Below are 27,000 nucleotides of genomic sequence, written 5' to 3'. Positions count from 1 at the left end.
GCTAGATATAAACAGTGCTGCTGCGAACCCGATTGCTATTCTGATCCTGCTGCCGCTCCGGCGACCTTGGCGATTGCTCATGATCCTGCCTGTTATGCCGTGCGCCGCTCTGCGCATCGCCGGACGACCGGCCCGAAGAACCACCGTCCGCCTGCGATCCGCCTGACGACGGCAGCGAAGAACGTTGATCGGACGGCGCTTGTTGTTGTTGCTGCTGACCGTTGTTCAGATTTGCGTCGGGGGTGCGGGTATGATCGATCGCCGCGATGTCGAACGTGTAGCCAGCCGACTGCATGGCGTCGGTGAGCGCACCGCGCTCCTGCCGCAGCATCTGCGTGGTTTCGTAGCGATCCGCAGTGAGATGAATCTCCACGGAATCGCCGGCAAGCCGCATCTTCACCGTGACAGAGCCGAGATTGGGCGGATCGAGTTCAAGCGTCATCATGCGCACCGGCCGGCTATCCGCAGCTTTGTTCGTTTCGAGCCCCGGCGCGTCAGCCGCGCGAGCCCCTTCAGGTGATGCGACGGTCACCAGATCAGTAGCCATCCGATCGACGATCTTCTGCAGCGTCGTCACCTGTTGCACGGGTTCGAAATGCGTCTCTTGCTCACGGACGACCGCCTTCGCAACCGGAAGCGACTTGGTATCCGTCGTCTCGACCGCCAACGTAAATCGTTGCGTGGTGGCCGCATCGGCGTCAGGCACGTCGGCTGTTGCGGCGTGAATGAGCTTCGTGGGATCGCGCGGAGCATCATCTGCCTTCACGTCCGATACCGAAATGCGAGACGCCGCCTTGTCATCACTTGGCAAAGGTGAGTGTGCGTGATCGAGTTTGGCCATTACCGCGCTAAGCGCGGGATCCGGTCCGCGCCAGGGTGCAGATTTTGTCGCGCTCTCGTCGCCCTTCGTGGCCTTTGAATCGTCATCATCGGCTTGATCGTCGCTGACGTTTGGCTTTTGCGCGACTTCACCGGTCAATTCCGCAAGAACGGATGCCGCGTCGAGTATCGGCTTTGCGTCGACGATTTTCGCGTTATCGGCTGTCTTGGCAACATGCGGCGTGACTGTTTTGGTCTCCTTTGAGACCAGACGGAGCTGCTCGCGAAAGTGATCGGCCTTCTCCTTGCCGTCCTTGGCATGGGCACCGCCGTTCAATCCGCCTTTCGTCCCAGCCTTTCCGGCCGCTGTCTGGCGAAGCGCTGCCATCAGGAGATCGGCATTGTTCATCGGGTTTTCTCCTTTAATTGCTCCTGCGACGCATCGAGCAACTTTTGTGCCCGATCGACGGCAGCGAGAGAGCGGCTGAAATCAATGCGCGGCCGCATGGCCGTCTTCGCTTCGCTGCTTCCGTCGCTCTTGGCTTTTGCCTCCGGCAGCGCCTTTCGAACATTCAGTCCAATGGCAAGCGCCGCGCTTTGCAGTTCGACATCACGTTCGGATAGTTTTGCCTTGTCGATCTGCTCAAGCTCGGCGATTGCCGTACTGTGTGCAGATGTGGCAACGCGTGCCGCGGCCCGGTACAGGCGCGCGCGTACGCGCTCGGCGCTGTCGTCATCGGACAATGCGAATACACGGTCGGCGGCGAGCACTGTCATTTCAGTCTTGCCGCGAACCAATGCCGTTCTTGCAATAAGAAGATAGAGTGCCCGCTGGCTCGCCCGATCAAGATGATCGAGCACAGCGACAAGACGCGGGAAACGATCGGGGCGCTGTACGAAGCTGAAGCGTGCCACAGAGAGCGCAAAGCGCTGGCGGAAATTGCCTGCATAGATAGAATGCCTATATCGGCGAAAGTAGCGCACCGCGAGGGCTTCGAACTTGTCGAAGTCGTCGTCCTGTCCGACGATGAAGATCTCCCGACGCAGTGCCGCTTCCTCGACCAGCGTGCCCGGCATCATCAGCCGCACCTCGTCAAGCAATGCGATCGCGACCTTCAGGTCGTCCTGTGCAACCAGTGCCGATTGCACCAGCGCGATCTCGGCACCGAGTGCCGCAGGCAGGCTGCGTGGCTTGATATTGGCGAGCTTCGACTTCGCTTCGTCCGTGCGCCCTTCGACATAAGCGATGGCGCCATCGACAATAGCCTCGTCAATATTCAGCACGTTGCGGGAGCGGAGGCTCGCAACCACTTGGGGAGACCCGCCACTCAAGAGGAAGGTGACAGCTGCACGCGAATTGCGCGGCTCCTTCCAGACGGTGGCATCGGCTTTCAGGAAGTTCTCACCCAGGCGCTTCAGCAGGGCGGGTTGGGAATTGTGAGCGTCGAGATCGCCGCGCGCGATCTGATCTTGCAGCATCTGCAATGAACGAACCATCTGATACGGCTCGCGCATTTGGTCGTCGGCCGGCTGCGCATGTGCACTGCCAAGACAGGCTAGAAGCGTTGCTGCAATGATCCTGGCGCTGGTCATAGCACGGGAGCACGGATCAGAAGCTCGATCCGCCGGTTCTGCGCGGCAAGCGGGTCGTTCTGAATTTTCGGCCGGCGGTCCGCATAGCCCTCGATGCGCTCGACCCGCCCGGCGTCGAGGCCGCCGCGCACCAGCATGTGATACGCCATATGCGCACGCGCGGTCGAAAGCCGCCAATTGTCATATTCCGACGTGCGATAGACACGGCTATCGGTGTGACCACGCACGATGACCTGGCCGCGGTTCTGCGCAATCATCGGCGTGATCTTGTCGAGCGCACGAACGAGACCGGGCGTGGGCTCGGCCGAGCCGTTGGCAAACATTCCGTAGTTCACGTCGTCCGTCAGATTGATCAGAAGTCCTTCGGGGGTTTCCCTCACTTCGGCCACCGGACGCGCCGGTCCAATGGCGGCCAGCGCCGCCGAGATCGCGGCCTGGAGCTTGGCGGCGTCCATCGGTTGGGCCTTTTCGGCCTGGGCGGGCGCCTTGTCAGGCTGCGCTTGGGATTTGTCGGCCGGTGCTGCGGTCTTGTCAGCCTGCGCCGGTTGCGGGCGACCCGCTGCCGGATTGGACTTGTCGCCATCGTCGGCAAACAACCCGGCGGGCTTCGGCGCCTCCTGCTTGTCGGATTTTGCGGGAGTTGAATTCGATCCGAACATCTCCTGCCCCGGGGTGCCGGTGGCATCAGGTTTGGCGTCGAGCGGACGCTGCTCCTGGCCCTCGCTTGCTACAGCAACATCTTCGCCGAATGGTAGGCTGCCGGCGTCCTTACGTCCCGACAGCTTCTTCTCGAGCGACGAGATCGACGCCATCGGCCAGTTGATCGGATCGAAGGGGTCTCGATAGGCCTCTCCGCCCTTCAGCCCTTCTTTGCGATTTGGGTCGAGCGCCGCGCTGGTCTGTCCCGGACGCGGAGGACCGCCGGCAATCTCCGAGAGTACAGCATAAGGATCGCGAAACAACGTCGCCTCGCCATAGCGTGGCTGCGGAGGCTGCGGGCGCGCAAGCGCATCCGTCGGCTGACCTGGCTCCGGGTGCGGCCACTTGCTCTCGCCTTCCACGGCCTTGCCGGGGTCAACCCGCCGGGCATCGTTGATGCCCTTGCGATCCGGCGTCGAGTCCGTCAGCTTGATCGGGTTGAAGTAGGTGGCCACGCTTTCGCGCGTTTCCTGATTGGTGGCATTGATCAGCCACATCACCAGGAAGAATGCCATCATCGCGGTCATGAAGTCGGCGTAGGCGATTTTCCAGACACTGTTCTTCGTCTCGCCGCTCTCTAACGAACTGCGGCGGCGGATGATCACTATTTCTGGTGGAAGCGGATCGGCCATCTCAGCTTTGGACCGCCATTTTCAAGCGCTCGGTCCATATCTTGAGCTGGGTCTCAAGCACGATCTGGTCGACGACAATCGACGCTTCCGTTTCGGGGCCGGCACGCAACTCCGATGCAATCGCGCGGACGCCGAGCTTGCTGCGGATCAATTCAAGCAAGTCCGATGGACCGGTGATGCGCAGGACCGGGCGGCGGCTATCGGTTGTGATTGACGACAAATGCTCGATGAACGCAGCGACGGCCTGTTTCTGTACGACGTTACTGATGAGCGGCTCGAGAAGTCGAGCGGCTACGCCAGCGATTCTTCCCTGCAACTGGTCGCCCATTTCGGCGATATCACCGGCGAGCTTGGCCGCCGTCTCGTTGAGCAATTGCTGCCGTTCTTCGGCGGCCTGCACTGCAAGTGCCTGCTTCTCCTGCTCCAGGCGCTGCTCGAATTCGGCGAGTGCACTCGCGTAACCTTCGGCGCGACCGCGCTCATAACCATTATCCTCCTGCACGGGGAGCGGCTTTGGCTGCATCTGCGGCTGCGGCTGCGGCTGCGGCTGAAACAACGGTTGCTGCTTTGCCTTCTGCAGAAGCGGCTGATGTTGCGGCTGCACGCTGGAGTGATGCAGATGGTCGAACGGAACGACGCGGCTGCGTGTCTTTGGCGGCTCCGGTCGATCGAAGTCGGCGATCAAACGTGCGACTTGCTCTGCGCTCATACCGCTTCCTCTTGCCTGATCCATTGTTTAAGAATTGCCGCCGCTTGCTTCTCATCGAGCTGAATGATCTGTTCCAGCCGCTTTTGCGGCGTATTCTGCATACTGCTCGAGACATCCTGGATAAGATTGGGCGGAGCTTCGCCTCCTGACAGAGCCGCGGTCGCCATCGTGCTACCGCCACTGAGCAGCGCATTCGTCTCCGCCTGGAACTGCGTCGTCTCGTCCGTCTTCGCGCTGGCCAGGATCGTATTGATTGCCGGGCGCAGACCGAACCAGATCAACATGCCGGCCACGGCCAGGATGGTGATGGCACTCACGAGACTACCCGCCTGACGCATCATCACCTCTGTGAAGGTGATCGACGGCACCGGCGCGAGATCGCGCGCACCTTCCATGAATTCGACCGCCGAAACCTGAATCTGGTCGCCGCGCGGGCGATCGATGCCAGCTGCGGTCGCCGCAATCTGCGAGATCTCCGCGACCTTGGCTTCGATCGCAGCATCGCTCACCTTATCGCCAAGGCTCGCAATCAGACGCGGCCGGTTGACCAGAACGGCGAGGAACATCTTGTTCACCACGAAACCATCGCTCGTGGTCGTCACCGTCTTCGACGACACTTCGTAGTTGGTGATGTCTTCGCGGCGCTGCTTCTCATCATTCTGATTCTTGGCACCGGTCGCATTGACCTGCTGATCTGGCAGGTTCTGCTGAACGGTTGTCGGCTGCTGTCGATCGAGGCTCTGCGATGTTTCCTTCTCTCGTACAGCGCGCACAGAACGCTGCACCCGCGAATCTGGATCGTAGACCGTCTCGTTGGTCTGTTTCTTATCGGTCGACAGCTGGGTCGCAACGCTGACCTCGAAGTTATCGAGCCCCAGATAGGGTGTCAGTGCCCGGCTCACATTCTCCTGGATCGAGCGGCTGACGACCTTCTGCAAGTTCGCCATCGTGGTTGGCGTTGCCCCGACGCTGCCGCTGCCATCATCATCCGAAAGCAGCGAACCGTCACTATCGAGCACGGTGACCTTGTCCGCGGTCATTCCCGGCACGGCCGCAGCTACGAGATGACGCACCGAACGTGCTGTGCGTGCATCCGCCGGGCCATCGGTCCGCAATACGACCGAAGCCGACGGCGGCGACTGCTCACGCCGGAACGAGCCACGCGCAGGCATCACGATATGGACGCGCGCCGCCTTGACCCCTTTGAGAACCTGGATCGTCCGCGCAATCTCGCCCTCAAGCGCACGCACGCGCGTGATTTCCTGCATGAACGACGTCAGGCCTAGCGAGCCAATCTTGTCGAACAGCTCATAACCGCCGCCGGTGGTGCTGGGCAGGCCCTTGTCGGCCAGCAACGTACGCGCCTGCGCCGTCTGGCCGGGACGGACATAGACCGTATCGCCCGCCGTATTCAGATCGAAAGCGATATTCGCGTCGCGCAGCACCGAGCTGACACGCGTCACGTCCTCGCGGCTAAGACCCGAATAGAGAACATTGTATTCCGGCCGGCTTATGTAGTACGCGCCGCCGCCAACACCGCCGAACACAGCGAGGCCAACCACCGCGAGCAAAATGAGACGCTTCGTACCCAGCTCAAGCAGATTGTTCCAGAGCTTCTGCGCGTGCTCGCGATTGACCATAAATACCCCTGCCCACTTCCGAATCGATCATCGATTGCGAAGCTTGTCCGAGGGTTACGGAGAGCTGGAAAGCGAAATGGCCGCGACCTATGACGGTCGCGGCCATTCCCATTCACGATGCGAGAGCGATTAGCCGCGGAACAGCGACAGGATGCTCTGGCTGCCGGCGTTGGCGATCGACAGCGCCTGGATGCCCAGCTGCTGCTGCGTCTGCAAGGCCTGGAGGCGGGTCGATTCGGCGTTCATGTCTGCGTCGACGAGCTGGCCGATACCGCGATCGAGCGAGTCGGTCAGAGTCTTCACGAAGTCCTGCTGCAGACCAATGCGGTTCTTGATGGCGCCGAGATTGGTGGCGGCATCGGTGATCTTGCTCAGCGCTTTGTCTGTACCAGAGATGTAAGTCTCGAGCGCAGTCAGATCGGAGGCGCTATCGGTGAACTTCGAGATGTCCAGATTAGCGACGCTGAAGGTAGTCCAGCCACCATTCTTGTAGACGTCGTAGGTCTGGTCGAGAACGCCTTTTTGGGTCGCCACATTGGCGGTAGCCGCTGGCTGTAACGCAACGGTACCGCCGGTCGCGCCACCATTGGTGCTTGTGGTGGCGATCGAGGTCGTGCTGGCGTTCTTGATCTCAAGCGTCTTGCCATCGGCATTAACACCAACAGTGAGGCCCTGGATGCCCAAACCGTTAAGTGCTTTGGCGACGTCCTGAATCGTGGAAGTCTGCGACACGTTGATCGTGGTCGTCGTAACAGCTCCACCAAGAGGCGTGACCGCGAAAGCGATCGTGCCCGTGGTCGTCGCGGGCGGGCCAGCCGCACCGACAGTGGCCGGATCAAAAACGAGGGTCGACGTCGTGGCGGCAGCGTGAGCCGTGATGTAGGCGGCGTCCAGCGTCGTATCGTAGAGCTTGATGGCGTCGAGGTCGATGGTGAGCGTGTCCACCGAAACGACACCGCCGGCGCGGGAGAAGGACGACACGACCGACTTGGTCGAGTTGTAGGTGGGGTCCTGTGAGTCGACCGAGATCCAGTTTTCACCGTTGAACACGGCCGAGTCGGCAGTGTTCTTCAGCTGCTTCTGGAGTTCGGTGATTTCGCTCTGGATCTTGGCGCGGTCAACACCCGGGGTACGGGCAGCAACCAGTTTTTCCTTGATCGACGAGACGACGTCGACCGTGCCTTCGAGGCCGGTATACATCGTGTCGATGGTCGCAGCGCCGAGACCGAGAGCGTCCTGCACGGCGCCCAGAGCCTGAACGTCCGAACGCATCGTGGTAGCGATCGACCAGTAAGCGGCGTTGTCCGACGCGGTCGCCACGCGATAGCCGGTCGAGATGCGGTTCATCGTGGTGGAGAGGTTGGCATCGACCGAGCGCAGAGTCTGCAGCGCGGTCATGGCCTGGGAGTTGGTCATCAAGCTAGACATCGTATGTCCCTTTAATTTGATTGATTTGCTGGGGACATACCGGACTTTCACCGGTACGAGAGGGCGGCATCATGCCTTTGGAATGTCGATATCTGATCGACCCAACCTGTCGTGAATTGCAAGCTAGCCGCCAAACCTTACCCAAAGCTGAAGGGAGCGGCGGCTCGTATAGTTAACAGCGATCATTTGATTCGTCACTTACCTTGTGATGAATCAAATGATCTAGAGAAACGACTTCACAAGACCAACTGCGAGCAAATTCCAGCCGTCGATCAATACGAAGAATAGTACCTTGAACGGTAGCGCGAATACCGTGGGCGGCATCATCATCATGCCCATCGACATCGTTAGTGTTGCAACGATCATGTCGATCACCAGGAACGGCATGACGACAAGAAAGCCGATCTCGAATGCACGGCGAAGCTCCGACACCATGAAAGCCGGGATGATGATTCGCAGATCGACCCGCTGACCGTCGAGTTTGACCTTCATACTCTCGGCTGCGAGGTTCTCGAAGGTCTGCAGATCCTTTTCACGTACGTGCTGCAACATAAAATCCCGGAACGGATCCGTAACCCGCGAATAGGCTTCCTGTTCGGTGATCTCATTCTTCATCAGGGGCTGAAGGCCGTTCACCCACGCGCGATCGAAAGTCGGCGCCATCACATAGAATGTGAGAAACAGCGCGAGGCTGATCATCACGATGTTCGCCGGCGTAGTCTGCAGACCGAGCCCTGTGCGCAGGAATGAGAGTGCGACGACGAATCGCGTGAAGCTCGTCACCATGATGAGCAAGCCCGGCGCCAGCGACAGCACTGTCAGCAGTGCGACCATCTGAATGATTCGCCCGCTGGCACTACCCTCGCCATGCGGAAGCAAGGTCGATAGATCCGGAACCTGCGCTACTGCTGCCGTCGGCAGAAGCACAAGGAGCAGGATCGGAATGATACGCTTCATTGCACCACCAGCGTCTCGATGATCAACTCACGGACCCTGCCGCTCGAACGCGTAAGCGCGCGCTCATTCAAGTCTTCGCGTAGATACTGCAGACCGCGGGCACCCTCGATCTGCGCGGGAGTGAGCGTGCGCAGATAGGCTGCAACATCCTCGCCGATGCGGGCGACAACGATACTCGCCTCCTCCTCGGTCAATTTATCGGTCACGATCGATGCCTCCATGCGAATCCAGGCATTTGGTGGCGCCGCCAGATTGGTCACGACCGGCGTGATCTTGCGCAGGCGATCATTGGCATTGAAGGCCGACGAGATCGGCTTCTCCGGGACTTCCTTCTGGCTTTCGCTGATGCGCTGGAAAGTCGACATCAAATGCAGACTTGCCAGCGCTCCTGCCCCGACCGAGAGCGCGGTGACGAGCAGCAGGGCTCCAAGCCACTGCATGACCCCGGGGCGCTGGCCTTCATTCGCTGTGTTATCGGCCATGATCGATTCCCATCAGAACGGCGCGACCTGGTCGTAGACCTGCTGACCCCAGTTCGGCTGCTGCACTTCCATGGACCGGCCGCGCCCGCCATACGAAATGCGGGCTTCGGCGATCTTCTCATAGGCGATGGTGTTGTTGCGGCTGATATCGATCGGACGCACGATGCCGCCGACATTGACGATGCGCATTTCGTAATTGACGCGCATCTCCTGCGAGCCGCTAACCAGGAGATTTCCGTTCGGCAACACGTCGACAACGACGGCAGCTACCGAGAAACGCACTTCTTCGTTCCGGTCGATCTTGCCAGCGCCCTTGTTCGATGACTGGGACTTGACGTTAGTGTCGAAGTTTCCGGCAGAAAGCCATTTGGCGATATTGGCCGAGTAATCGGACTCAACCTTGATCTGCGAGTCGCGCGACCGATCCGTCTTGTTGTCGAGGATCGCCTTGTCGTTCATCAGAATATTCACGGTCAGAATATCTCCGACCCGCGTCGCCCGCGAATCGCGATAAAGATCCTTACGGTCATTCCAGATCGAGTGAGGGCCCGCGCTACGATAGGCTCGTCTCTCGATCGGAATTGCGCGCGCATCAACCTGCATACCGTTGCCGATCGGCGACATGTAGGGCGCCTGGCCAACCTCGGCGAGATTACTGGCGCAACCGGTCAGGCACGACAGTGCGACCGGAATCAGAATCACTCTCAACCACATCATTTCTTGGCTTTCCCGTCGTCGGTGCGACGCATCCCGGCAAGCGTGTCGGCGAGGTGCGCGCCACGTGCCGGCTCCATTTCATTGAGGATCGCGCTGGCGACGCGGACCCTCAGCTTGGCAAGTACGGCAGCTGCCGTATCGTCGGCCATGCTGGCGATCTGCTGCGCCGCAGCTTCGGGGTTCATGCGCGAATAGATTTCAACGACGCTGTCTTCCGCCTTCTTGAGAAATTCTTCGCGCAGCTTCAGCCATTCCTCATATTCGGCTCGCTTGGCCTCAAGTTCGGCAATGCGTAGCTTCAGCTTGGATTCCGTCGCTTCCAGCTCTTTCTGCTGCCACGCCACACGGGCATCGAGCGCCTGATCTGCGATGTTGCTGCAAAAGCGCGCGACGTCGGATTCCTGGGAGTTCGCGGCTGCGCTATCCTTTTTGTCGATTGCGCCCGTGGTCAGCACCGAATCGGCAGGCGGACGCACCACCGGGTCCTGCTTGTTGGCAGCCGGGCGGGGGCGCGCGACTTGCGGCGTCTTTGCAAATTCACCGAGGTTCAGCGGCTTTGAGAGCTTCTGCTCGGGTTCGGCCGATGCCTGTGTGGACAGCACCGTACCGACCACCATGAGGAACTTGATCGATCGATTTGCGACGCGCGCCATTCGTGTTCTCGTGATTCAGCTGAGCGAGCGTTGCACGCTTTGGCTTGCGTGACGCTGACCCGGGCTTACTGGATGACGAGTTCCGCTTGCAGTGCGCCGGCCGCCTTGATCGCCTGCAAGATCGCGATGATTCCCTGCGGTTTCAGGCCGATCTGATTGAGACCACGCACCAGACGCTGCAAGTCTGCGCCACGCAGAATGGCGATTTTGGCGCCGGGCTCATTGGCTTCGATGAAGGTCTGCGGCACCACCACGGTCTCGCCGCGCCGCGCAAACGGCGACGGTTGCGACACGATCGGCGCCTCGGTGATTCGCACCGACAGATTTCCATGGGTGACCGCCACTGTCGAAATCTGCACGTTCCGGCCGATGACCACTGTTCCTGTGCGTTCGTCGACCACGACCCGTGCCGGCGTATCCGGCTCGACCAGCAGTTCCTCGATCTCGGCGATAAAGCGCACCGGCGAGGTGCCACGCGGTCGGGACAGTACGATAGTACGATAATCCCGTTCGAAGGCTACGGCCTTTTGGTAACGGCCACTGCCATGCGCGTTGATCGCATCCATGATGCGCGTTGCGGTGACGAAATCCGGGTTTTTTAACTCAAGGATGAGCGATTCCATCTCGCTGAAGCGGCCCTTAACCTCTCGTTCGATCAGCGCGCCATTTGGGATACGGCCAGCTGTGGCCACACCCTGGCTAAGCGTTTGTGCAGCGCCTTCGACGTTGTAACCGCCTACAGCAATAGCACCTTGCGCGACAGCATAGGTTTCGCCATCGGCGCCGCGTAACTGCGTCATCACCAGCGTTCCACCAAGCAGGGATGATGCGTCGCCCAATGACGAGATCGCGACGTCGATTCGCGAACCACCCGCGACAAACGGCGGCAGGTCGGCCGTCACAACGACGGCGGCCACGTTGCGCGTGCGCAATGACGTGCCACGGATATTGATGCCCATATTGTCGAGCATCGATTGCAACGACTGTTCGGTGAACGGCGCATTGCGCAACGTGTCACCGGTGCCCTTAAGGCCGATCACAAGGCCATAGCCGAGGATTTGGTTCTCGCGTACGCCCTTGAGATTGGCGATGTCCTTCACGCGCACAGCGGCATCTGCTGTCGAAAGCGAAAGCGAAAGCAGGAGACTGCAAAGGAGACGCAGCATCATCCGTTCTGAATCCGTACTGATCCGTCCTGCTGGACGATGCCCCGGATGGTGACGCCGGTATCGAGGTTGCGAAGCTGCACCATCATGCCGGCACTGCCCGACTGCAGGGATGTTGCATAGGTGACGATAATGAGCCCATCATCCTCGACGAGCACTTTCACCACCGCGCCGCGGGTGACGGCCTTCAGATCTTCGAGACCGTTGATCGGAATCAGGTGCCCCGCCAACAGTGTACGACGCGCAATGCGGCCAACGAGGGACGCACGGTCGTTGATGAACGCGCTTGCGCCCTGAATATTGGGCGCAAAGTTGCGGTCCATGATCATTTCATCCCTGATGACATCCCCGGGATAGATCGTTGTGGCCGGCACGGGATAACGGACGGCATCTTCCGCAGCATTTGCGACGCCTGTGATGCCGGCCGCGAGCACGAGGCTCACGACCCAGCGGGTAACGATGGTAACTGCGCGCATCAGGCCGAGATCCCGTTCTGTGGATTACCGCATGCCCTTCGAGATGGTCGATGCCATCTCGTCAGCCGCCTGGATGACTTTTGAATTCATTTCATAAGAACGCTGCGCCGATATCAGCTCGGTGATTTCCTTCACCGGATCGACGTTCGAACTCTCGAGATAGTGTTGATGCAGCTTGCCGTAGCCAATGTCGCCTGCGAAGCCCACAACGGGCACGCCGGATGAAACCGTCTCGCGATAGAGATTTCCGCCGAGTGGGTCCAGACCGGCTTCATTGGAGAAGTTCGCGAGCGAGAGTTGCCCGAGCTGAACAGGCGCAACGGTCCCGTCGACCTTCGCGAAGACCTGGCCGGACTCGTTGACAGTGACATCCACGGCATTCTGCGGGACGATGATCGCAGGCGTCACCAGATAGCCGTCCGGCGTCACCAGCTGGCGGTTTTCATTCAGGTTGAATGCACCGGCGCGTGTGTAGAGCGTCTCACCATTCGGACCGGCGATCTGGAACCAGCCGCGGCCATTAATGGCCATGTCATAAGTGTTGCCAGTCTGCGCCATGGCGCCCTGCAGATGCAGCTTGCGCACGGCAGCCGAACGCACGCCGAGACCGAGCTTTGCGCCTTCAGGTACTGCGCCCTCACCGCTTCGGTTGGGAACGCCCTGCGCGCGGTCGATCTGATAGAACAGATCGGTGAATTCCGCGCGGGATCGCTTGTACGAGGTCGTATTGATATTCGCGATATTATTCGCGATCACTTCGACATTAAGCTGCTGCGCGCCCATACCGGTGGCAGCAATGGCCAGAGCTCTCATGATTAAACCTCAAATCGCCATTCGGCTGACTTCTTGATACGCCTGAACGACCTTGTCGCGGACGGCGACAGCCATCTGCAATGACCGTTCGGCAGACATGACCGCCTCAACCACCTTCTGTGCCGAGAGCTTGCCGTGGATGGACTGGATTGACGCGGCTTCGCCGGCCTTGATCGAACCGATGGCATCGGCTGCGACCTGTTCGAGGACGTTGTTGAAACCGACGGTGGCCGCACCGGGTTGCACCGCGGGTGTCGCGGAATTGATGACTTCGCTGGTTTTGGCGAGCTCACCAGCACTGCTGATGACTGAGGATACCGCTTCAAGCATGGTTAGCTCCTCAAGAGATCGATGGTCATCGACACCATGGATCTCACTTGTTTGATGACCTGTAGGTTGGCCTCGAAGGACCGGTTGGTTTCCCGCATGTCGCCCATTTCAATCAACGAGTTCACATTGGGCAGCTTCACGTAACCGGTTGGATCGGCAGCCGGGTGGCCTGGCTCATAGTCCACGCGGAACGGCGCCTGATCGGTTCCGACATCCTTCACCTTGACCATGCGCACACCAGCGGCACGGTCCATCTCGGCTGTGAAGGTCGTGGTCTTGCGGCGATACGGATCCGAGCCTGGCGTGCGGCCGGTTGAATTGGCGTTAGCAAGGTTCTCCGACACGACACGCAAGCGGGTCGACTGCGCTTCGAGGCCGGAACTTGCGATCTGAACAGATGCTTGTAACGGATCAATCATCGTCATTTCCCTCAGGTCTTCATGCTTGTCATGAACATGCGATGAAACGATTTGACGATCGCCGTATTCAGTGAATAGTCGCGATTGATATCGCCAGCCTTCAGCATCTCCTGCTCAAGGCTGACAGAGTTGCCGGAGTGCACGGTTTCCCAGCTCTTCTCCTTGCGCATGCCCTGGGCCTCAACTGAAGAACCGGTCGTGATATGCGCCGGTGACGTCACCGTCACGGGCACGACCTTCGATTCAATAATCTTGTTGAACGGCTCGATGTCCTGCGCGCGATAGCCCGGCGTGTTCGCATTGGCGACATTCGCCGAGATTGCGGACTGCCGCAGCGACAGCCATCGCTCATGCGATGAGGCAACATCGAAGAGATAGACGGGTCCCACTTATCCCCCAGGCAAACATGATTCCTTGATCATGGTTTACAAATGGAAACTTGTCCGAGGCTGGAGATGCGCATCACGACATGCGCGGAGCGCTTACGCGTTCGTCTTCTGCTTTCGCGAATGCAGGAAGTAGATGATTTCCGCGACAGGGCGGAAAAACTCCGACGGAATCATCTTGTCGATGTATGCGACATCATACATCGAGCGCGCCAGCATCTTGTCTTCCACCACCGGAACACCATTCTTCTCTGCGATTTCCCTGATCTTCAGCGCGATCAGGTCCTGCCCCTTTGCAAGCACCGTCGGCGCAGCGTCTTCGCCCTGCTTGTACTTCAGCGCAATCGCGTAATGCGTGGGGTTCGCGATCACCAGCGTGGCGCGCGGAACGGCCGCCAACATCGACTTGCGAGCGCGATCGCGTGCCAACGAACGCAACCGTGATTTGACGATCGGATCGCCTTCAGCCTGCTTGAACTCGTCTTTGATCTCCTGCTTCGTCATGCGCAGTTCGCGGCGCCAATGGAAGCGTGCCCAGACGAGATCGAGCGATACCAGGACAATGGTCGCAATGCTGATGGCGGAGACGAGCCGCATCGCGGTAGTCAGCACTAATTCCGGAACGGCCGCCGGATCGCTAAACAATGCATTCACGGCCACGGCCTCCTCAGCCCGCAGGACGATCATCACGACCAGACTGATAGCAACGAACTTGAAGACCGACTTTCCGAATTCCACACGTCCCTGCGCGCCGAAGATTCTGCCCCAACCTTTCGCTATTGAGATGCGCGAGGCTTCCGGCTGGATGCGATCGAACACAATTCGCGGTGCGTTCTGCAGGAAAGATGACGCCAGCCCGGCCAGCATCAGGACGATAACAATCGGAATAACCAGTCCCGCCGCACTCATACCGACCGCGGTGAGCAACTCAATAGCATCCGTTCCATTACGGATGCGGATGCCCGACGGATCGTCGATCAATCGGGCTAAAGTGAATGTCAGTTTTCTGACGTTGTCGGTGGTCAGAAAGCTTTGAATAATCAGCAGTGCGAGCATAGAGGCGAAAATCGGCGCTTCGCGCGAGACCGGGATTTGGCCCTTCTCGACGGAATCACGAACCTTCTTCTCTGTCGCCTCTTCGGTTTTACTGTCCTTATCGGGTTCGTCAGACACAATGCTCTATCTTCAGGTGAATACCGGCTGATCTTCTTGATCGGGGTTGAGTTCAATTTCGCCGCGTCCGGCCATATCGAGCGCAAGATCGGTAATGGCGCGCCGGGCATCCAGGATCTCGCGCTGATTGGCGGGGATACCGTTTGCCAGTTCGTGATCCACCAGACGACGGGTGCGTGAGGCGAGCGACGACAGAATGAGCTCGCGGAATGTCGTATCCGATCCCTTGAGCGCCATCACCACACGGTCCGTCGGCACCTGATCGAAGATCAGCATGCGTGCCTTGGCGGTCAGGTTCACGATGTCGTCGAAGGTAAACAGCATGCCCTTCAGAATCTCGGCCGACTTCGGCCGCGATTCGGTGAGGTTTTTCAGCGATTCCTCCATCTGCGTCCGCTCCATCTTGTTGATGATGTCAGCCATGCGCGGATAGGTGTCGGATGCCAGGTTCCGAGCGAAGTTGATCATGAAGTCTTCGTGCATCGTTTTCTCGATAATGCCCATGGCATCCTCGACAACCGGCTTGAGGCTAAGCATGCGCCGCATCAGGTCGTGCCGGATATCCGGCGGAAGATGACTCATCACGCGGGCAGCACATGCCGGCTTCACCCGCGAGAGAATGAGTGCAGCGGTTTGCGGATGCTCCTTGAGAAGATAGTTGGCGAGCAGGCTTTCCGAGACGAGAGAGATACGCTCCCAAACTGACTTGGTCTTGTTGCCCAGAACTTCGGAAATGATGTCAGTAATCTGTTCCGGCGGCAGCACGCCGTTGAGCAGCTTCTCCAGCTCACCGACAGTGCCGAAGATATTCGGACCTTCCGAGAAATTCTGAGCGAATTCCTCGATGATCGCCTCGAGCTCAGGCCCCGAGATGGGCTTGAGCTCAGCGGCAGCGCGCGTGACCAGTTTGATCTCTTCGGGATCGAACTCCCGAAGCAGGCCGCCCGAGAGCTCACGCCCCATGGCCAGCAAAAGAGCTGCCGCTTTCTCGGTACCACCCAGCGGTTTGATGCTGGTGCCGGCGCGCTTAGCAGGTGCATTGAATGCCATTAGGAATATCTCTTTGGGAAAATCTCTTTAAGCGTCCGGATCCCCTGCCGCTCCTCCGACGATTTCCGTCAGCGATACACCGAAACGCGAATTTTCGTCTTCCACGACCACGACCGCACCGCGCGCAACGATGCGTCCGTTGACGACGACTTCGACAGGCTCGCCCACACGGTGATCGAGCGGAATCACTGCGCCACGGCCAAGCTTCATCAGATCCGCGACCGGCATGGTGGCTGAGCCGAGCAGCACCTGCACCGTGACCGGGATGCGCAGGATAGGTTCAAGATTTGTCAGCCGGCTGGTTTCCTCGGCAGCGCGAGCCGCGAGATCTGCCAGTTTGCCGAACGACGCGCCGTCAGCCTTGAGCGGGTCGCTAGCTGTAGCGGTCGCTGCGCTTACTGGATCGATATCGAATGGTTGCTTCATATCCCCTGCCTTCTTGAAAACTCAGATCTTGGCCTAAGCCGGATTTTGTGCCGCAGTGCGAGTATCGATTTCCGCGATAGCTTTGCGCGCCTCATCTATTTTGTCGCCAAGCGCCTGAACCATTTGCCGTCCGTCCGAACTGAATTCGCGTACCATCAATACCATGTCGTCCACCGTCTCATTGGTCTTGCCGACCACCGCAGTGAACTCCCCCTGATGTGCGCGCAACTTCACGAGTTCACGATGCATCTTGGTAACGCGAATGCTCGTGAAGAGCAGAGCCGCAAAAAGGATGATGTCAACGAGCGAGGATACCATCGATAAATTCCCGTTTTTGGTCGGCCGATTCCTTGACCTGCAGTGAATAGACGCCATTCATTTGGCCGAGCTGGCACCAGAACAGGCGTTGATCATTGCATTCGAGGCGAACCATCGTGTCCGGCGTGGCGTTAAGCTTGAGCACCTGGCCGACGTGAAATTTCGCGACCTCACCGAGAGTAAACTGTCGCTCTTCGAGAACCGCCTTCAGAACGACTTCAGTCCGTTTGATCTCGCTGTGCAACTGACGGCTCCAGTTCGGATCGGTGGATGCCGACTCACCGGATACGATCTGCGACAGCGACTGCCGGATCGGATTGAGCGCTGCGTGCGGAATGACGATGAACATCTCGCCGCCGCGATCGAGACCCTGCAGCAGGATCTTCGCACACACGGCCATGTTGTTGAGGCGGCCGATCGCAAGATAGTCCATGCGCGTCTCGACACGTTCCAGGTTGAACGTCACGTCGGAAGCGCGGTCGAATGACGCCTGCAACGCCTTGCCAAAGCGCTCGAACAGCGATTGCGCGACATGCAACTCCACATTCGAGAATACCCGCGGCATATCCAGCGGCGGCTCCGCACCATCGGCGCCGAACAGGAGCTCGATCATGGTGTAGACGAAATCGCGATCGAAACCGATCAGGATGCGCGCATCCCATGCTTGCGCATAGAACACCGCGGCAATGGCTTCGCCCTCATAGCGATCGAGGATATCGGAGAGGCGATCGCTGCCCACGCTGCTTAGCGAGAAATACGACTGCGAGGGCGACATGGATCGCAGGCTTTCGGCACAAAGATTCGTCATCTGGTCGAAAATCACATGCAGCATCGGCATGCGTTCGACGGAAATTCCGGCAGCCCCTAAAAGTTGATCTGATCCTTGATCTACGCGGCCTGACTTTACTTCTGACATCAGGCCCGTGCTCCCGCTTTCGCCGAGGATTCAGCAGGTGCCGCCTTCGCGGGACCGCCGGAGATGGTTTCGCTTTCGACGACATCAATCGACGGGCGTTCACCGGGGCCAATCATCTTGCGGCCGTGTTCGATCGCGATCTGCGGCAGGGCCCCATTCATGAAGGCGAGCAGTGACTGCTTGACGATTACATACATCCGCGCGCGCTGCTCGCGCACCAGCTTGATCTTGTGGGCCAGCGGCGCGACAAGACCGTAGGACAAGAAGATGCCGGCGAATGTGCCGACCAGAGCCGCGCCGATGAAGCCGCCGAGCAATTTCGGGGATTGGTCGAGAGCGCCCATCGCCTTGATGACGCCGAGTACCGCGGCGACGATACCGAGCGCCGGAAGTCCTTCGGCTACCATCATCAGCGAGCCATATGGTTTCATCTTGCTGCGAATGATGGTTTCGATTTCCTCGTCCATCAGCGCTTCGATCTCATGCGGCCGCGCGCTGCCCATGATGATCAGGCGGAAATAGTCGCAGATGAAGTGCAGAAGCGGCTCATTGGCGAGAACGGTCGGGAAGGCGGTGAATATTTCTGACGATGATGGATCGTCGATATGAGCTTCCACCTCGTTGCGACCCTTGTTTCGTACCTCGCGCATCAGAGAATGCAGAAGCCCGAGCAGATCGAGGTAGTGGCGTTGCTTCGGCACTGCGACCGTCAATGCCTGCACGGTGGCGCGGCCGGTGTCGACCACGGTTTTCCAGGGATTCGCAATGACATAGGTGCCCAGCGACATCCCCATGATGATGACGAACTCCCAGGGCTGCCATATCACGCTGAGATGCCCGCCCATCGCGGTGAAGCCGCCGATCAGACTGGCGAGTGTGATAATGACGCCAAAGAGAATGCTCAAGCGCACCGCTCCAAATTGAGGATACGATTCACTTAGGCAACGATGCTTGCACGAGGCTGACATCGGCCTGCGCCGGCCAGCCCCGCGCAAGCTTGTGCGGGGAGTTTGAGGCCAGTCTCGCCGCATGCGCCCGCAGACTGGGAACCCACTGCCGATGGTCTCGACAATCGCAAGCTACCAGCTGATCTCCAAGAATATCGTCAAATCGTTGCAGCAGACGATGGAGAAGCCGGACGTGTCGAAGGACACGGAATACTACCTGTCACACATCCGCGATGTGAAGACGATCGACGAATTCATCGGCGACTATCGATTGTTCAGCTATGCCATGAAGGCTTACGGGTTGAGCGACATGACCTATGCCAAGGCGTTCATGCGCAAGGTTCTTACGGAAGGCGTCGCCAGCTCGACCACGTTCGCCAACCAGCTTTCCGACGCCCGCTACCGCGAATTCGCCACCGCATTCGACTTCGCCAAGCTGGGTGACCAGGCGACGAGCACGACCGCCGCGCAGGTCGGCACCGTCGAGAAATACGTCCGGCAGCAACTCGAGGAAGACGCTGGATCGCAAAATGAAGGCGTTCGTCTGGCACTCTACTTCGAGCGCAAGGCGCCCAAGATCACCAGCATCTATCAGATTCTCGCTGATCCGGCGTTGATCAAGGTCGCCCAGATCGCGCTTGGCATTTCACCGATGACCTCGATGGCGGATGTCGACAAACAGGCGAATATGCTCAGCGCGAAAGTCGACATCGCGGATTTCCAGACCCCCGAAAAGCTGCAGACGTTCCTGCAGCGTTTTTCGGTGATGTGGGAGATGGAGAACGGAACGTCCACCGCCCAATCGGCTTCAAGCACCCTCATCACGCAGCCGCTCGAAATGGGCCTCAGCACGGACGTGCTGACCACCCTGCAGAACCTGAAAATCGGACGATAAAATGCAATCAGCGCTCTATGTCAGCCTCTCGGCCCAAGTCTCGCTTGAGAAGCGACTCGAAACCATTGCCAACAACATGGCCAATATGAAAACCGCCGCGTTCCGCGCCGACGCGGTGAAGTTCGAGACTGCAATGTCGCGCGCAGCAACGCAGGCGGTCGCGTTCTCCTCGCCCGGCGAAAACTTCATCTCGCGCAAGGAAGGCGCTATTACCCAGACCGGCAATACCCTGGACGTGGCGGTCACCGGGAACAGCATGGCCGCGTACCCCGGCGGCCCCGATCCCGGCCACACGACGTGGATGGCGTTTGCTGGGCCGAACGGCACCGTCTATACGCGCGATGGCCGCATGCAGATCGACATCAACGGGCAGCTTCAGACCCTCACCGGCTATCCAATCCTCGATTCAGGCGGCACGCCGATCATCGTCGATCCCGACGCCGGCCCGCTGACGATCGTGCGCGACGGCACCATTTCGCAGGGCCGAATCCAGGTCGGTCAGCTTGGCCTGTTTGACATCGCTCCGGACGCAAAGCTGGAACGATTCGGAACGTCAGGCGTGATTCCGAGCAAGCCGGCGACCACCGCGCTCGACTTCGTCACGGTCGGCTTCCAGCAGGGCTACGTCGAAGGATCGAATGTCGATCCTCTGACAGAACTCACGCAGATGATGACCGCACAGCGCACCTTCCAGAGCGTCAGCTCGTTGATCGACAATTCCGAAAGTACCATGCAGAACGCCATTCGCACGCTGGGCGATCCAAAAGCCTGATGCCTGATGTGACCGGCGGGAGAGCTCGATGAACGCGCTTGAAAAACTCGAATCGACCATCGCAACCCTGCGCCGGGACGTGCCCACGGTTCGTGTCGGTGGCATGGTGTCCGAGGTGACGCCGACGCATTTTCGCGTCTCCGGCCTATCGCGCTATGTTAGGCTCGGTGAATTGATCGGACTGGAAATCGACAAGCAGGTTCATCTCGGTGAGGTCGTGCGGATCGATACTGACGGCGTAACGGCCAAACCATTCGATTCCCACTTTGCTGCCGGCCTCGGCGTTCCCGCCTTCCGAATGCCTCCCAAGACACTGTCTCCACATCCGGCCTGGAAAGGTCGCGTCATCAATGCGCTCGGTGAGCCACTGGATGGCGCCGGCGACATGCCGGTCGGCGAGCGCGAGATGCAAACGGATGCTAATCCCCCGCCAGCGATGAGCCGCTCGCGCGTGAGCAAGCCGCTCCGTACCGGCGTCCGCGTCGTGGATCTCTTCACACCGCTCTGTATCGGCCAGCGCATCGGCATTTTCGCTGGTTCCGGCGTCGGCAAAACCACCCTTCTTTCGATGCTGGCACGCAGCGCCGGCTTCGACACCGTCGTCACTGCACTTGTCGGCGAGCGTGGACGAGAAGTACGTGAATTTCTCGAAGAATCGCTGGTCCATCACAAGACCCGCGCGATCACAGTCGTCTCAACGAGCGACGAAAGCCCGATGATGCGTCGACTGGCGCCGAAGACGGCGATGACCATCGCCGAATATTTCCGCGATCGCGGTGAATCGGTGCTGTTGATCGTCGATTCGGTAACGCGCTTCGCCCACGCATCCCGTGAAGTCGCGCTCGCTACCGGCGAGCCGGCGATCGCACGCGGCTATGCGCCGAGTGTCTTCAGCGAACTTCCGCGGCTGCTGGAGCGTTCAGGACCGGGCCTCGAAGGCCAGGGCTCCATTACCGGCGTCTTTGCCGTGCTGGTCGATGGTGACGATCACAACGAGCCCGTGGCAGATACGGTGCGTGGTACGCTGGACGGGCACATCATGCTCGATCGCGACGTCGCCGATCAAGGCCGCTATCCGGCCGTCAATGTGCTGTCATCGGTGTCGCGCCTCGGCCAGCATGTGTGGTCGCCGGAGGAAGCTAATCTGGTGCGTAAGCTGCGCGCCATGATCGCCCGCTTTGAGGACACCCGCGACCTTCGCCTGATGGGCGGCTATCAGCCCGGCCGCGACAGTGAACTCGATCAGGCCGTCCAGCTCGTGCCCAAGATCTACGACGTGCTGCAACAGCACCCGACCGACCCGTCCTGCGCCGAGCCGTTCCAGGAATTGCTCAGCGTGATCAAGACCGCAATCGGGTAACTGCGCTCCCGCGTTTTAGACACCCGGGATCGTATCGAGATTGGCTGCCGCGACGATCGCACCGGATCGCACAAGGCGCAGCGACTTCTGAATGTCGTCGTGAAAATATCGATCCTCGTCGAGATGGGCGACGTCTGCCCGGATCCGTGCTCGAACGTTTTCCAGACGATCGCTGGACTTGAGCGGCGCATGGAAATCACAGCCCTGCGCGCCCGCCAGCAGCTCGATGGCAATGACGGCCATCGCATTCTCGATCATCGGCAACAGCCGGCGCGCCGCATGGGCAGCCATCGAGACATGATCTTCCTGATTGGCCGATGTCGGAATCGAATCGACGCTGGCCGGATAAGCCCGCTGCTTGTTCTCAGATACCAGCGCCGCGGCCGTCACTTGCGCGATCATGAAGCCGGAATTAAGCCCCGGCTTCGGTGTCAGGAACGCGGGCACACCGGATAACACCGGATCCACCAGCATGGCGATCCGGCGCTCTGAGATCGATCCGATCTCACAGATCGCAAGCGCCATCATATCCGCCGCAAAGGCAACCGGCGCTGCATGGAAATTGCCACCGGAGATCGCGATATCGTCCTCGGCAAAGACCAGAGGATTGTCAGAGACGCCATTCGCTTCGGTGAGAAGCGTGGTGGCCACCTGTCGCAAAACGTCCAGCGCGGCGCCCATCACCTGCGGCTGACAGCGGAGGCAATAAGGATCCTGAACACGGACGTCGCCGGTGCGGTGCGACTCGCGAATCGCGCTGCCGGCGAGAAGTTCCTTCAATGCCTGGGCCGAAACGATCTGCCCTTCATGTTTGCGTAGTTGATGGATGCGTGGATCGAACGGCGTATCCGAGCCACGCGCGGCGTCGGTGGACAAGGCACCACTGACGAGTGCGGTCCTGAATAGGATTTCGGCCTCGAACAATCCCGCAAGTGCATAGGCCGTCGAGAACTGCGTGCCGTTCAGCAGCGCCAGTCCTTCCTTGGCCCGCAGCTCGATCGGCTGCAGACCCGCACTAGCGAGCGCCTCCGTCGCCGGCAATCGCCCGGACGTCGTCAGCGCCTCGCCGACGCCGATCATGACCGACGCCATATGCGCGAGCGGGGCCAGATCGCCGGAAGCACCGACTGATCCCTGCGCGGGCACGATGGGCGTGATGTCATGCGCAATCATGGCGCTAAGCAACTGGACCGTCTCCATGCGGACGCCGGAGAAACCCTGCGCCAGGCTCGCAAGCTTGAGGCACATCATCAGCCGCACCACCGGCGCTGGCGCTGGATCGCCGACGCCCACGCAATGCGACAGCACGATGTTTTTCTGGAGGGCCGTGATGCTTTCGGCTTCTATGCCGACATGTGCAAGCTTTCCGAAGCCTGTATTGATGCCATAGACGGGTTCGCCCTTGGCGACGATCCGGGCAACTGCCGCAACACTGGCATTGATGCGGGGAATACAGCTCCCATCGAGAACTGGTACTGCCCCCCGATAGATCGACCGCCAGTCCGCCAGCGTCACCGTACCCGGTGTGAATCGCATCGTCATTAAAGTGTCTCCAGGCCATCTGTAGATGGCCCAAGGCAACACATTCAACGCTGCGCTTCAATGTTTGCGCGCAACAAAAAGGCCAGCCTTGCGGCTGGCCTTTCAGCTGATCGACAGTCAGATCGTGCGCTGCGACGTGCGACGCAGCGTCACGTTTGCCTTATGGCTTCCAGCCGCCGCCCGGCAGATTACCGTGATAGGGCGTGTTGCGGCAGTGGCCCCACGGACCGCGCCAGTAACCGGGAGGGCAGCCGTTCCCCATTACGGGAGCTTCCTGATAGTAGCCGCCCGGGAGTGGGCCGTAATAAGGTGTATAGCGGCAGCCACCATAGGGACCGCGCCAGCCGTTCGGACCGCATCCACCCGCAACCGGGATCACGTGCGCTTCGACAGCGATGCTCTGGCCCATCATCGGCGCAGCACTTGCCTGCGTCGAGACGATGAACATGGCGACGAGACATGCCGCCATCATGTGCAGAATTTTGGTCATTCTATTCCTCTCGATGAGTTGAAGATCACTCGGCCCCGACGAAAGCGTCTTCGCCTTGCCGCGCGATGCGCAACCCGAAGATGCATTGGTCTTTATTCTGCTTAGAGGCACGGGATACCGTTGGCAATTCCGTTCTATCAATGCACCGGCACAACCCGTTCGGTTAGTTATCCGCCCGTTAAGAACGGCGAACAGAGCTGCCGCGCGAAGTACTTCATCAGTGTAGTTCCCTTTAAACGAAGATGCAGCGACGTGTTGGAGCTATTCCAGAGACCGGAACCCTGCATCCGATCCCGCTGCGATCGAAGTGCGGCGACACGAGCGACTTCAATTGCCGCAAGGCCTTTGCATGATAGCCGAGTTGCGTGGAGATCGGTTCTCGCGCTACCACCGGCCGCCGTGCAATCGCTTGATGAAAGACACCCGTGCTTCCCTGGAAACTGATCGATACGACCGAAGTCCCCGGCGGCGGCGTGCCGCTGCGCCTGATGCAGCGCGGGCACGAATTCACCATCAAGCTCGGCCAGAACGAATTGATGAGCAGTCGGCTGTTCGGCTCCGAGGAAGCACTGGCGACGCTCACCTGCTTTCGCCTCAAGGACATGAAGGCGCCGCGGCTTTTGATCGGCGGCTATGGCATGGGCTTTACATTGCGCGCTGCGCTGAAGGTGCTCGGCCCGAAGGCGAAGATCACCGTGGTCGAACTGGTGCCCGCAATCGTCGCTTGGGCGCGTGGCCCAATGGCTGAGCTGTCTGGCGACAGCCTGAGTGATCCGCGTGTGGAGATTGTCGAAGGCGATGTCGTCAAAGTCATCGCCGGCGCGCGCGGCAGATATGATGCGATCCTGCTCGACGTCGATAACGGGCCCGAAGGCCTGACGCGAAAATCGAATGATGCGCTCTATGACCTGAAAGGGTTGCGCGCGGCCCAGGCCGCGCTCAGTTCGGGCGGCGTACTGGCCGTCTGGTCGTCATTTCCTTATGACAAATTCACGGCGCTCCTCGGCAAGGCAGGCTTCAACGCCGAGGAAATCAAGATCCGCGCCACCGGCACACGCGGTGGCGCCCGTCACGTCATCTGGCTGGCGACGAAGCCAAAAACATAGCCGTCGCCGCCATGAAGATGGATCTTAATAGGCAATCGAACGACGACTGCGGCGCGGTTCGGCATAAGGCTGCGGGCTGAACGCCAGACGCGGATTGACGATGCAGTCGACGCCGCGACCCGATGCAGTGGCCTGGCACGCTTCATAGCTTGGATAGGAGCAATCGGTCCCAAAAGCCTGCGACTGGATGCAATAGGGATAGGTCGGGGCGGCAGCTGCAGGGCTGGAAGCCATGGCCGAGACACCACCAACAGCCAACACGGCCAGCATCAGATTGCGCATCACGTATTCTCCTCCGCGGCAGCGGTCCTGTGACATCCCCAGAAAGCAACAGAGCCTGCGGATGAACGTTCCCGCAAGCTCCAGTACATCCCGGTCTTGTGATTACGCGCTTACGCTGGCGTCATCACAAGGGTTAGACACCATAGTGCCGCATGGGTTCATTCGACCTTAAGGCCCGCGGCTTTGACCACTTTCTCCCACTTCTCGGTCTCTGCGACGATCATCTTACCGAACGCTTCCGGCGGTCCGATCAGCGGTTCGCCGCCGAGATCGACCAGCTTGGCCTTGACGGCCGGATCCGCCAGCACCGCATTAACGTCCGCGTTGAGCTTGGCGATAATCTCCGGCGGCGTCTTCTTCGGCGCACCCATGCCGAACAAAGCGCTGGCCTCATAACCCGGCACGGTTTCCGCGACGGTTGGCACATCGGGCAACAGCGACGACTTCTCGGTGGTCGTCACCGCCAGCGCACGAAGGCTGCCCGAGCGGATATGCTGGATGATTGACGGCATGTTGTCGAAGATCACCTGGACCTGACCGCCGAGCATGTCGGTGATCGCCGGCGCAGCACCGCGATAGGGCACATGCTGCATCTTGGCGCCCGACAGCATCATGAACATCTCACCGGATAGATGCACCGAGGTGCCGTTACCCGACGACGCCATGTTCACCTTGCCCGGATTGGCCTTCACATAGGCGATGAATTCCCCGACGGTCTTCGCCGTGATGTCCTTGTTGACGGTCATCACATTGGCGGTGCGATGGAAGGCGGCGACAGGCGCGATATCACGCACGAAATTGAAGCTCAGCTTCCCATAAAGCGTCGCGTTGATGTAGTTCGCCGGATTGACCAACAGGATGGTGTAGCCGTCGGGTTCTGCATTCACGACAGATTCGGTGCCGATATTGTTGCCGGCGCCCGGCTTGTTCTCGACGACGAATTGCTGGCCGGTTCGCTCGGATAGCTTCTGCCCGATCAGGCGGGCCAGAATATCGGTTGCACCGCCAGCAGGATAGCCGACGACAAAGCGAACCGGCCGCGTCGGATAATCCACGGCCAGCGCCGAGCTGACGGGAACGAGAGCGGTTGCAGTAAAAGCAGAAAAGCCAAGCGCAATCAGACCGATCGCGGCACGACGTGACGTCATATTTTATTCCCTCCGGCTGCCGCAACTTTGCGCGCGGTCAGCGTGTGTTAAATTGACAACGGCCGTATCTACCAAACAATTCAACTATCGACCAGTGCGACACTACTGCGGCACCAGCCCAAAGAAACGTCAAGGACCATTTCATGTCCCTCACCGTCACGGCCCTCGATCATCTCGTCCTGAATGTCACTGACGTCCAGCGCTCAGCCACCTGGTATCAACGCGTCCTGGGCATGGAAGTGAGGGTGTTCGATCCCGGTCCGGGAAAGTTACCGCGCACATCGGTGAGTTTTGGCGTGCAAAAGATCAATCTGCGGCCGATCGGCGCCGATAAGGTCGAGTGGTTCACGGCGGATCATGAGATGGCCGGCAGCGACGACCTCTGTTTTCTCACTGCATCACCGCCCGACGCCGTGGTTGCGCATCTCGGCGCTTGCGATGTTGCTATCGAGGAAGGCCCGGTGGCCAAACAGGGCGCGCGCGGCACCTTGCGCTCGGTCTATTGCCGGGATCCCGATGGGAGCCTGATTGAAATTTCGTCTTACGAAATAGGCTGATCCTGCACGCGTTGCGGTTTGCGCACCGCTGCCGCTGATGGCACAACATCTTCCGTAAAAACAAGAATAAGAAAGCCGCACCCGCGTAAGCGGTCGCTC

Annotated in this window: 31 protein-coding genes; 5 read left to right on the top strand and 26 right to left on the bottom strand. The window is 59.7% G+C overall.

Features of this window, described 5'->3' with window-relative positions; genetic code table 11:
* Position 1 precedes the first annotated feature (1 nt).
* From AB8A23_RS06460 to motA, 22 genes are all read right to left on the bottom strand, one after another.
* Entirely contained in the window at positions 2-1,228 is a 1,227-nt protein-coding gene (locus AB8A23_RS06460) for a flagellar hook-length control protein FliK (protein WP_439060107.1), read from the bottom strand.
* Positions 1,225-2,412, bottom strand: a complete 1,188-nt coding sequence (locus AB8A23_RS06455) for a chemotaxis protein (protein WP_439060564.1) — start codon at positions 2,410-2,412, stop codon at positions 1,225-1,227. The genes AB8A23_RS06460 and AB8A23_RS06455 overlap by 4 nt, the downstream gene beginning before the upstream one ends.
* Positions 2,409-3,743, bottom strand: coding sequence for a MotB family protein (locus AB8A23_RS06450; protein ID WP_439060108.1), 1,335 nt, complete (start codon positions 3,741-3,743; stop codon positions 2,409-2,411). The genes AB8A23_RS06455 and AB8A23_RS06450 overlap by 4 nt, the downstream gene beginning before the upstream one ends.
* A 1-nt stretch (position 3,744) precedes the next feature.
* Complete coding sequence (locus AB8A23_RS06445; protein WP_439060109.1) at positions 3,745-4,452, bottom strand: hypothetical protein; 708 nt, start codon at positions 4,450-4,452, stop codon at positions 3,745-3,747.
* Positions 4,449-6,092, bottom strand: coding sequence for a flagellar basal-body MS-ring/collar protein FliF (gene fliF / locus AB8A23_RS06440; protein ID WP_093757669.1), 1,644 nt, complete (start codon positions 6,090-6,092; stop codon positions 4,449-4,451). Before fliF ends, AB8A23_RS06445 begins: the two co-directional genes overlap by 4 nt.
* Positions 6,093-6,221: 129 nt before the next feature.
* The gene (locus AB8A23_RS06435) at positions 6,222-7,520 is read right to left on the bottom strand and encodes a flagellin N-terminal helical domain-containing protein (protein WP_439060110.1); all 1,299 of its coding nucleotides are present in this window, start codon (positions 7,518-7,520) and stop codon (positions 6,222-6,224) included.
* A 222-nt stretch (positions 7,521-7,742) separates the two neighbouring features.
* Positions 7,743-8,477 carry a flagellar type III secretion system pore protein FliP gene (gene fliP / locus AB8A23_RS06430; protein ID WP_439060111.1) on the bottom strand — a complete coding sequence of 245 codons (735 nt, stop codon included), beginning with the start codon at positions 8,475-8,477 and terminating at the stop codon, positions 7,743-7,745.
* The gene (locus AB8A23_RS06425; RefSeq protein WP_439060112.1) at positions 8,474-8,959 is read right to left on the bottom strand and encodes a flagellar basal body-associated FliL family protein; all 486 of its coding nucleotides are present in this window, start codon (positions 8,957-8,959) and stop codon (positions 8,474-8,476) included. The genes fliP and AB8A23_RS06425 overlap by 4 nt, the downstream gene beginning before the upstream one ends.
* Positions 8,960-8,971: 12 nt before the next feature.
* Positions 8,972-9,667 carry a flagellar basal body L-ring protein FlgH gene (flgH, locus tag AB8A23_RS06420; protein ID WP_320447673.1) on the bottom strand — a complete coding sequence of 232 codons (696 nt, stop codon included), beginning with the start codon at positions 9,665-9,667 and terminating at the stop codon, positions 8,972-8,974.
* 5 nt (positions 9,668-9,672) lie between these two features.
* The gene (locus AB8A23_RS06415) at positions 9,673-10,329 is read right to left on the bottom strand and encodes a MotE family protein (RefSeq protein WP_439060113.1); all 657 of its coding nucleotides are present in this window, start codon (positions 10,327-10,329) and stop codon (positions 9,673-9,675) included.
* A 65-nt stretch (positions 10,330-10,394) separates the two neighbouring features.
* On the bottom strand, positions 10,395-11,495 hold the full coding sequence (flgI, locus tag AB8A23_RS06410; RefSeq protein ID WP_439060565.1) for a flagellar basal body P-ring protein FlgI: 1,101 nt from the start codon (positions 11,493-11,495) through the stop codon (positions 10,395-10,397).
* Entirely contained in the window at positions 11,495-11,971 is a 477-nt protein-coding gene (flgA, locus tag AB8A23_RS06405) for a flagellar basal body P-ring formation chaperone FlgA (protein WP_439060114.1), read from the bottom strand. Before flgA ends, flgI begins: the two co-directional genes overlap by 1 nt.
* A gap of 24 nt (positions 11,972-11,995) precedes the next feature.
* A complete protein-coding gene (gene flgG / locus AB8A23_RS06400; protein WP_089263432.1) occupies positions 11,996-12,784 on the bottom strand; it encodes a flagellar basal-body rod protein FlgG in 789 nt (262 codons plus the stop codon).
* A 9-nt stretch (positions 12,785-12,793) separates the two neighbouring features.
* The gene (locus AB8A23_RS06395; RefSeq protein ID WP_068729891.1) at positions 12,794-13,114 is read right to left on the bottom strand and encodes a flagellar hook-basal body complex protein FliE; all 321 of its coding nucleotides are present in this window, start codon (positions 13,112-13,114) and stop codon (positions 12,794-12,796) included.
* Positions 13,115-13,116: 2 nt separating this feature from the next.
* The gene (gene flgC, locus AB8A23_RS06390) at positions 13,117-13,533 is read right to left on the bottom strand and encodes a flagellar basal body rod protein FlgC (protein WP_089263697.1); all 417 of its coding nucleotides are present in this window, start codon (positions 13,531-13,533) and stop codon (positions 13,117-13,119) included.
* Between the two features lie 11 nt (positions 13,534-13,544).
* Positions 13,545-13,922: a flagellar basal body rod protein FlgB gene (flgB, locus tag AB8A23_RS06385; protein ID WP_092141368.1), complete on the bottom strand. Its 378-nt coding sequence runs from the start codon at positions 13,920-13,922 to the stop codon at positions 13,545-13,547.
* 93 nt (positions 13,923-14,015) lie between these two features.
* Complete coding sequence (gene flhB / locus AB8A23_RS06380) at positions 14,016-15,092, bottom strand: flagellar biosynthesis protein FlhB (protein ID WP_093757675.1); 1,077 nt, start codon at positions 15,090-15,092, stop codon at positions 14,016-14,018.
* Between the two features lie 12 nt (positions 15,093-15,104).
* Positions 15,105-16,142, bottom strand: a complete 1,038-nt coding sequence (locus AB8A23_RS06375; protein ID WP_093757676.1) for a flagellar motor switch protein FliG — start codon at positions 16,140-16,142, stop codon at positions 15,105-15,107.
* A gap of 27 nt (positions 16,143-16,169) precedes the next feature.
* Positions 16,170-16,568, bottom strand: coding sequence for a flagellar motor switch protein FliN (fliN, locus tag AB8A23_RS06370; protein ID WP_175369216.1), 399 nt, complete (start codon positions 16,566-16,568; stop codon positions 16,170-16,172).
* A 33-nt stretch (positions 16,569-16,601) separates the two neighbouring features.
* On the bottom strand, positions 16,602-16,886 hold the full coding sequence (locus tag AB8A23_RS06365) for a hypothetical protein (RefSeq protein WP_093757678.1): 285 nt from the start codon (positions 16,884-16,886) through the stop codon (positions 16,602-16,604).
* The gene (locus tag AB8A23_RS06360; RefSeq protein ID WP_089263426.1) at positions 16,867-17,802 is read right to left on the bottom strand and encodes a FliM/FliN family flagellar motor switch protein; all 936 of its coding nucleotides are present in this window, start codon (positions 17,800-17,802) and stop codon (positions 16,867-16,869) included. Before AB8A23_RS06360 ends, AB8A23_RS06365 begins: the two co-directional genes overlap by 20 nt.
* A complete protein-coding gene (gene motA / locus AB8A23_RS06355; RefSeq protein WP_256461226.1) occupies positions 17,802-18,707 on the bottom strand; it encodes a flagellar motor stator protein MotA in 906 nt (301 codons plus the stop codon). Before motA ends, AB8A23_RS06360 begins: the two co-directional genes overlap by 1 nt.
* 154 nt (positions 18,708-18,861) lie before the next feature.
* Here motA and AB8A23_RS06350 point away from each other — a divergent pair, with 154 nt between their 5' ends.
* From AB8A23_RS06350 to fliI, 3 genes are read left to right on the top strand one after another with little or no spacing between them, the layout of a single operon-like run.
* Positions 18,862-19,644 (top strand): DUF1217 domain-containing protein, encoded by a 783-nt coding sequence (locus AB8A23_RS06350; RefSeq protein ID WP_439060115.1) that lies wholly within the window; start codon positions 18,862-18,864, stop codon positions 19,642-19,644.
* Between the two features lies 1 nt (position 19,645).
* Entirely contained in the window at positions 19,646-20,416 is a 771-nt protein-coding gene (gene flgF, locus AB8A23_RS06345) for a flagellar basal-body rod protein FlgF (protein ID WP_093757679.1), read from the top strand.
* Between the two features lie 28 nt (positions 20,417-20,444).
* Entirely contained in the window at positions 20,445-21,776 is a 1,332-nt protein-coding gene (fliI, locus tag AB8A23_RS06340; RefSeq protein ID WP_089263423.1) for a flagellar protein export ATPase FliI, read from the top strand.
* A gap of 15 nt (positions 21,777-21,791) precedes the next feature.
* Here the strand turns inward: fliI and hutH are convergent, their stop codons facing one another.
* Together hutH and AB8A23_RS06330 are read right to left on the bottom strand one after the other, a co-directional pair.
* Positions 21,792-23,318, bottom strand: coding sequence for a histidine ammonia-lyase (gene hutH / locus AB8A23_RS06335; RefSeq protein ID WP_439060116.1), 1,527 nt, complete (start codon positions 23,316-23,318; stop codon positions 21,792-21,794).
* Between the two features lie 160 nt (positions 23,319-23,478).
* Complete coding sequence (locus tag AB8A23_RS06330) at positions 23,479-23,808, bottom strand: GCG_CRPN prefix-to-repeats domain-containing protein (RefSeq protein WP_231078751.1); 330 nt, start codon at positions 23,806-23,808, stop codon at positions 23,479-23,481.
* A gap of 425 nt (positions 23,809-24,233) precedes the next feature.
* On the opposite strand from AB8A23_RS06330, the gene AB8A23_RS06325 reads away from it, so the two are divergent.
* Positions 24,234-24,914, top strand: coding sequence for a spermidine synthase (locus AB8A23_RS06325; protein ID WP_439060117.1), 681 nt, complete (start codon positions 24,234-24,236; stop codon positions 24,912-24,914).
* Positions 24,915-24,938: 24 nt separating this feature from the next.
* Here AB8A23_RS06325 and AB8A23_RS06320 read toward each other — a convergent pair whose 3' ends face one another.
* Positions 24,939-25,196 (bottom strand): DUF3551 domain-containing protein, encoded by a 258-nt coding sequence (locus tag AB8A23_RS06320; protein ID WP_089263421.1) that lies wholly within the window; start codon positions 25,194-25,196, stop codon positions 24,939-24,941.
* Positions 25,197-25,354: 158 nt separating this feature from the next.
* Positions 25,355-26,344, bottom strand: coding sequence for a Bug family tripartite tricarboxylate transporter substrate binding protein (locus AB8A23_RS06315; protein ID WP_439060118.1), 990 nt, complete (start codon positions 26,342-26,344; stop codon positions 25,355-25,357).
* A 143-nt stretch (positions 26,345-26,487) separates the two neighbouring features.
* Here AB8A23_RS06315 and AB8A23_RS06310 point away from each other — a divergent pair, with 143 nt between their 5' ends.
* Entirely contained in the window at positions 26,488-26,901 is a 414-nt protein-coding gene (locus AB8A23_RS06310) for a VOC family protein (protein WP_439060119.1), read from the top strand.
* The last annotated feature ends 99 nt before the right edge of the window (positions 26,902-27,000 follow it).

Origin of the sequence: Tardiphaga sp. 619_E2_N8_4 (assembly GCF_051810905.1) — a bacterium.
Lineage (GTDB): Bacteria > Pseudomonadota > Alphaproteobacteria > Rhizobiales > Xanthobacteraceae > Tardiphaga > Tardiphaga robiniae.
Note: the sequence above shows the minus strand (reverse complement) of the source record. Positions and strands in the feature narration are given on the sequence as shown.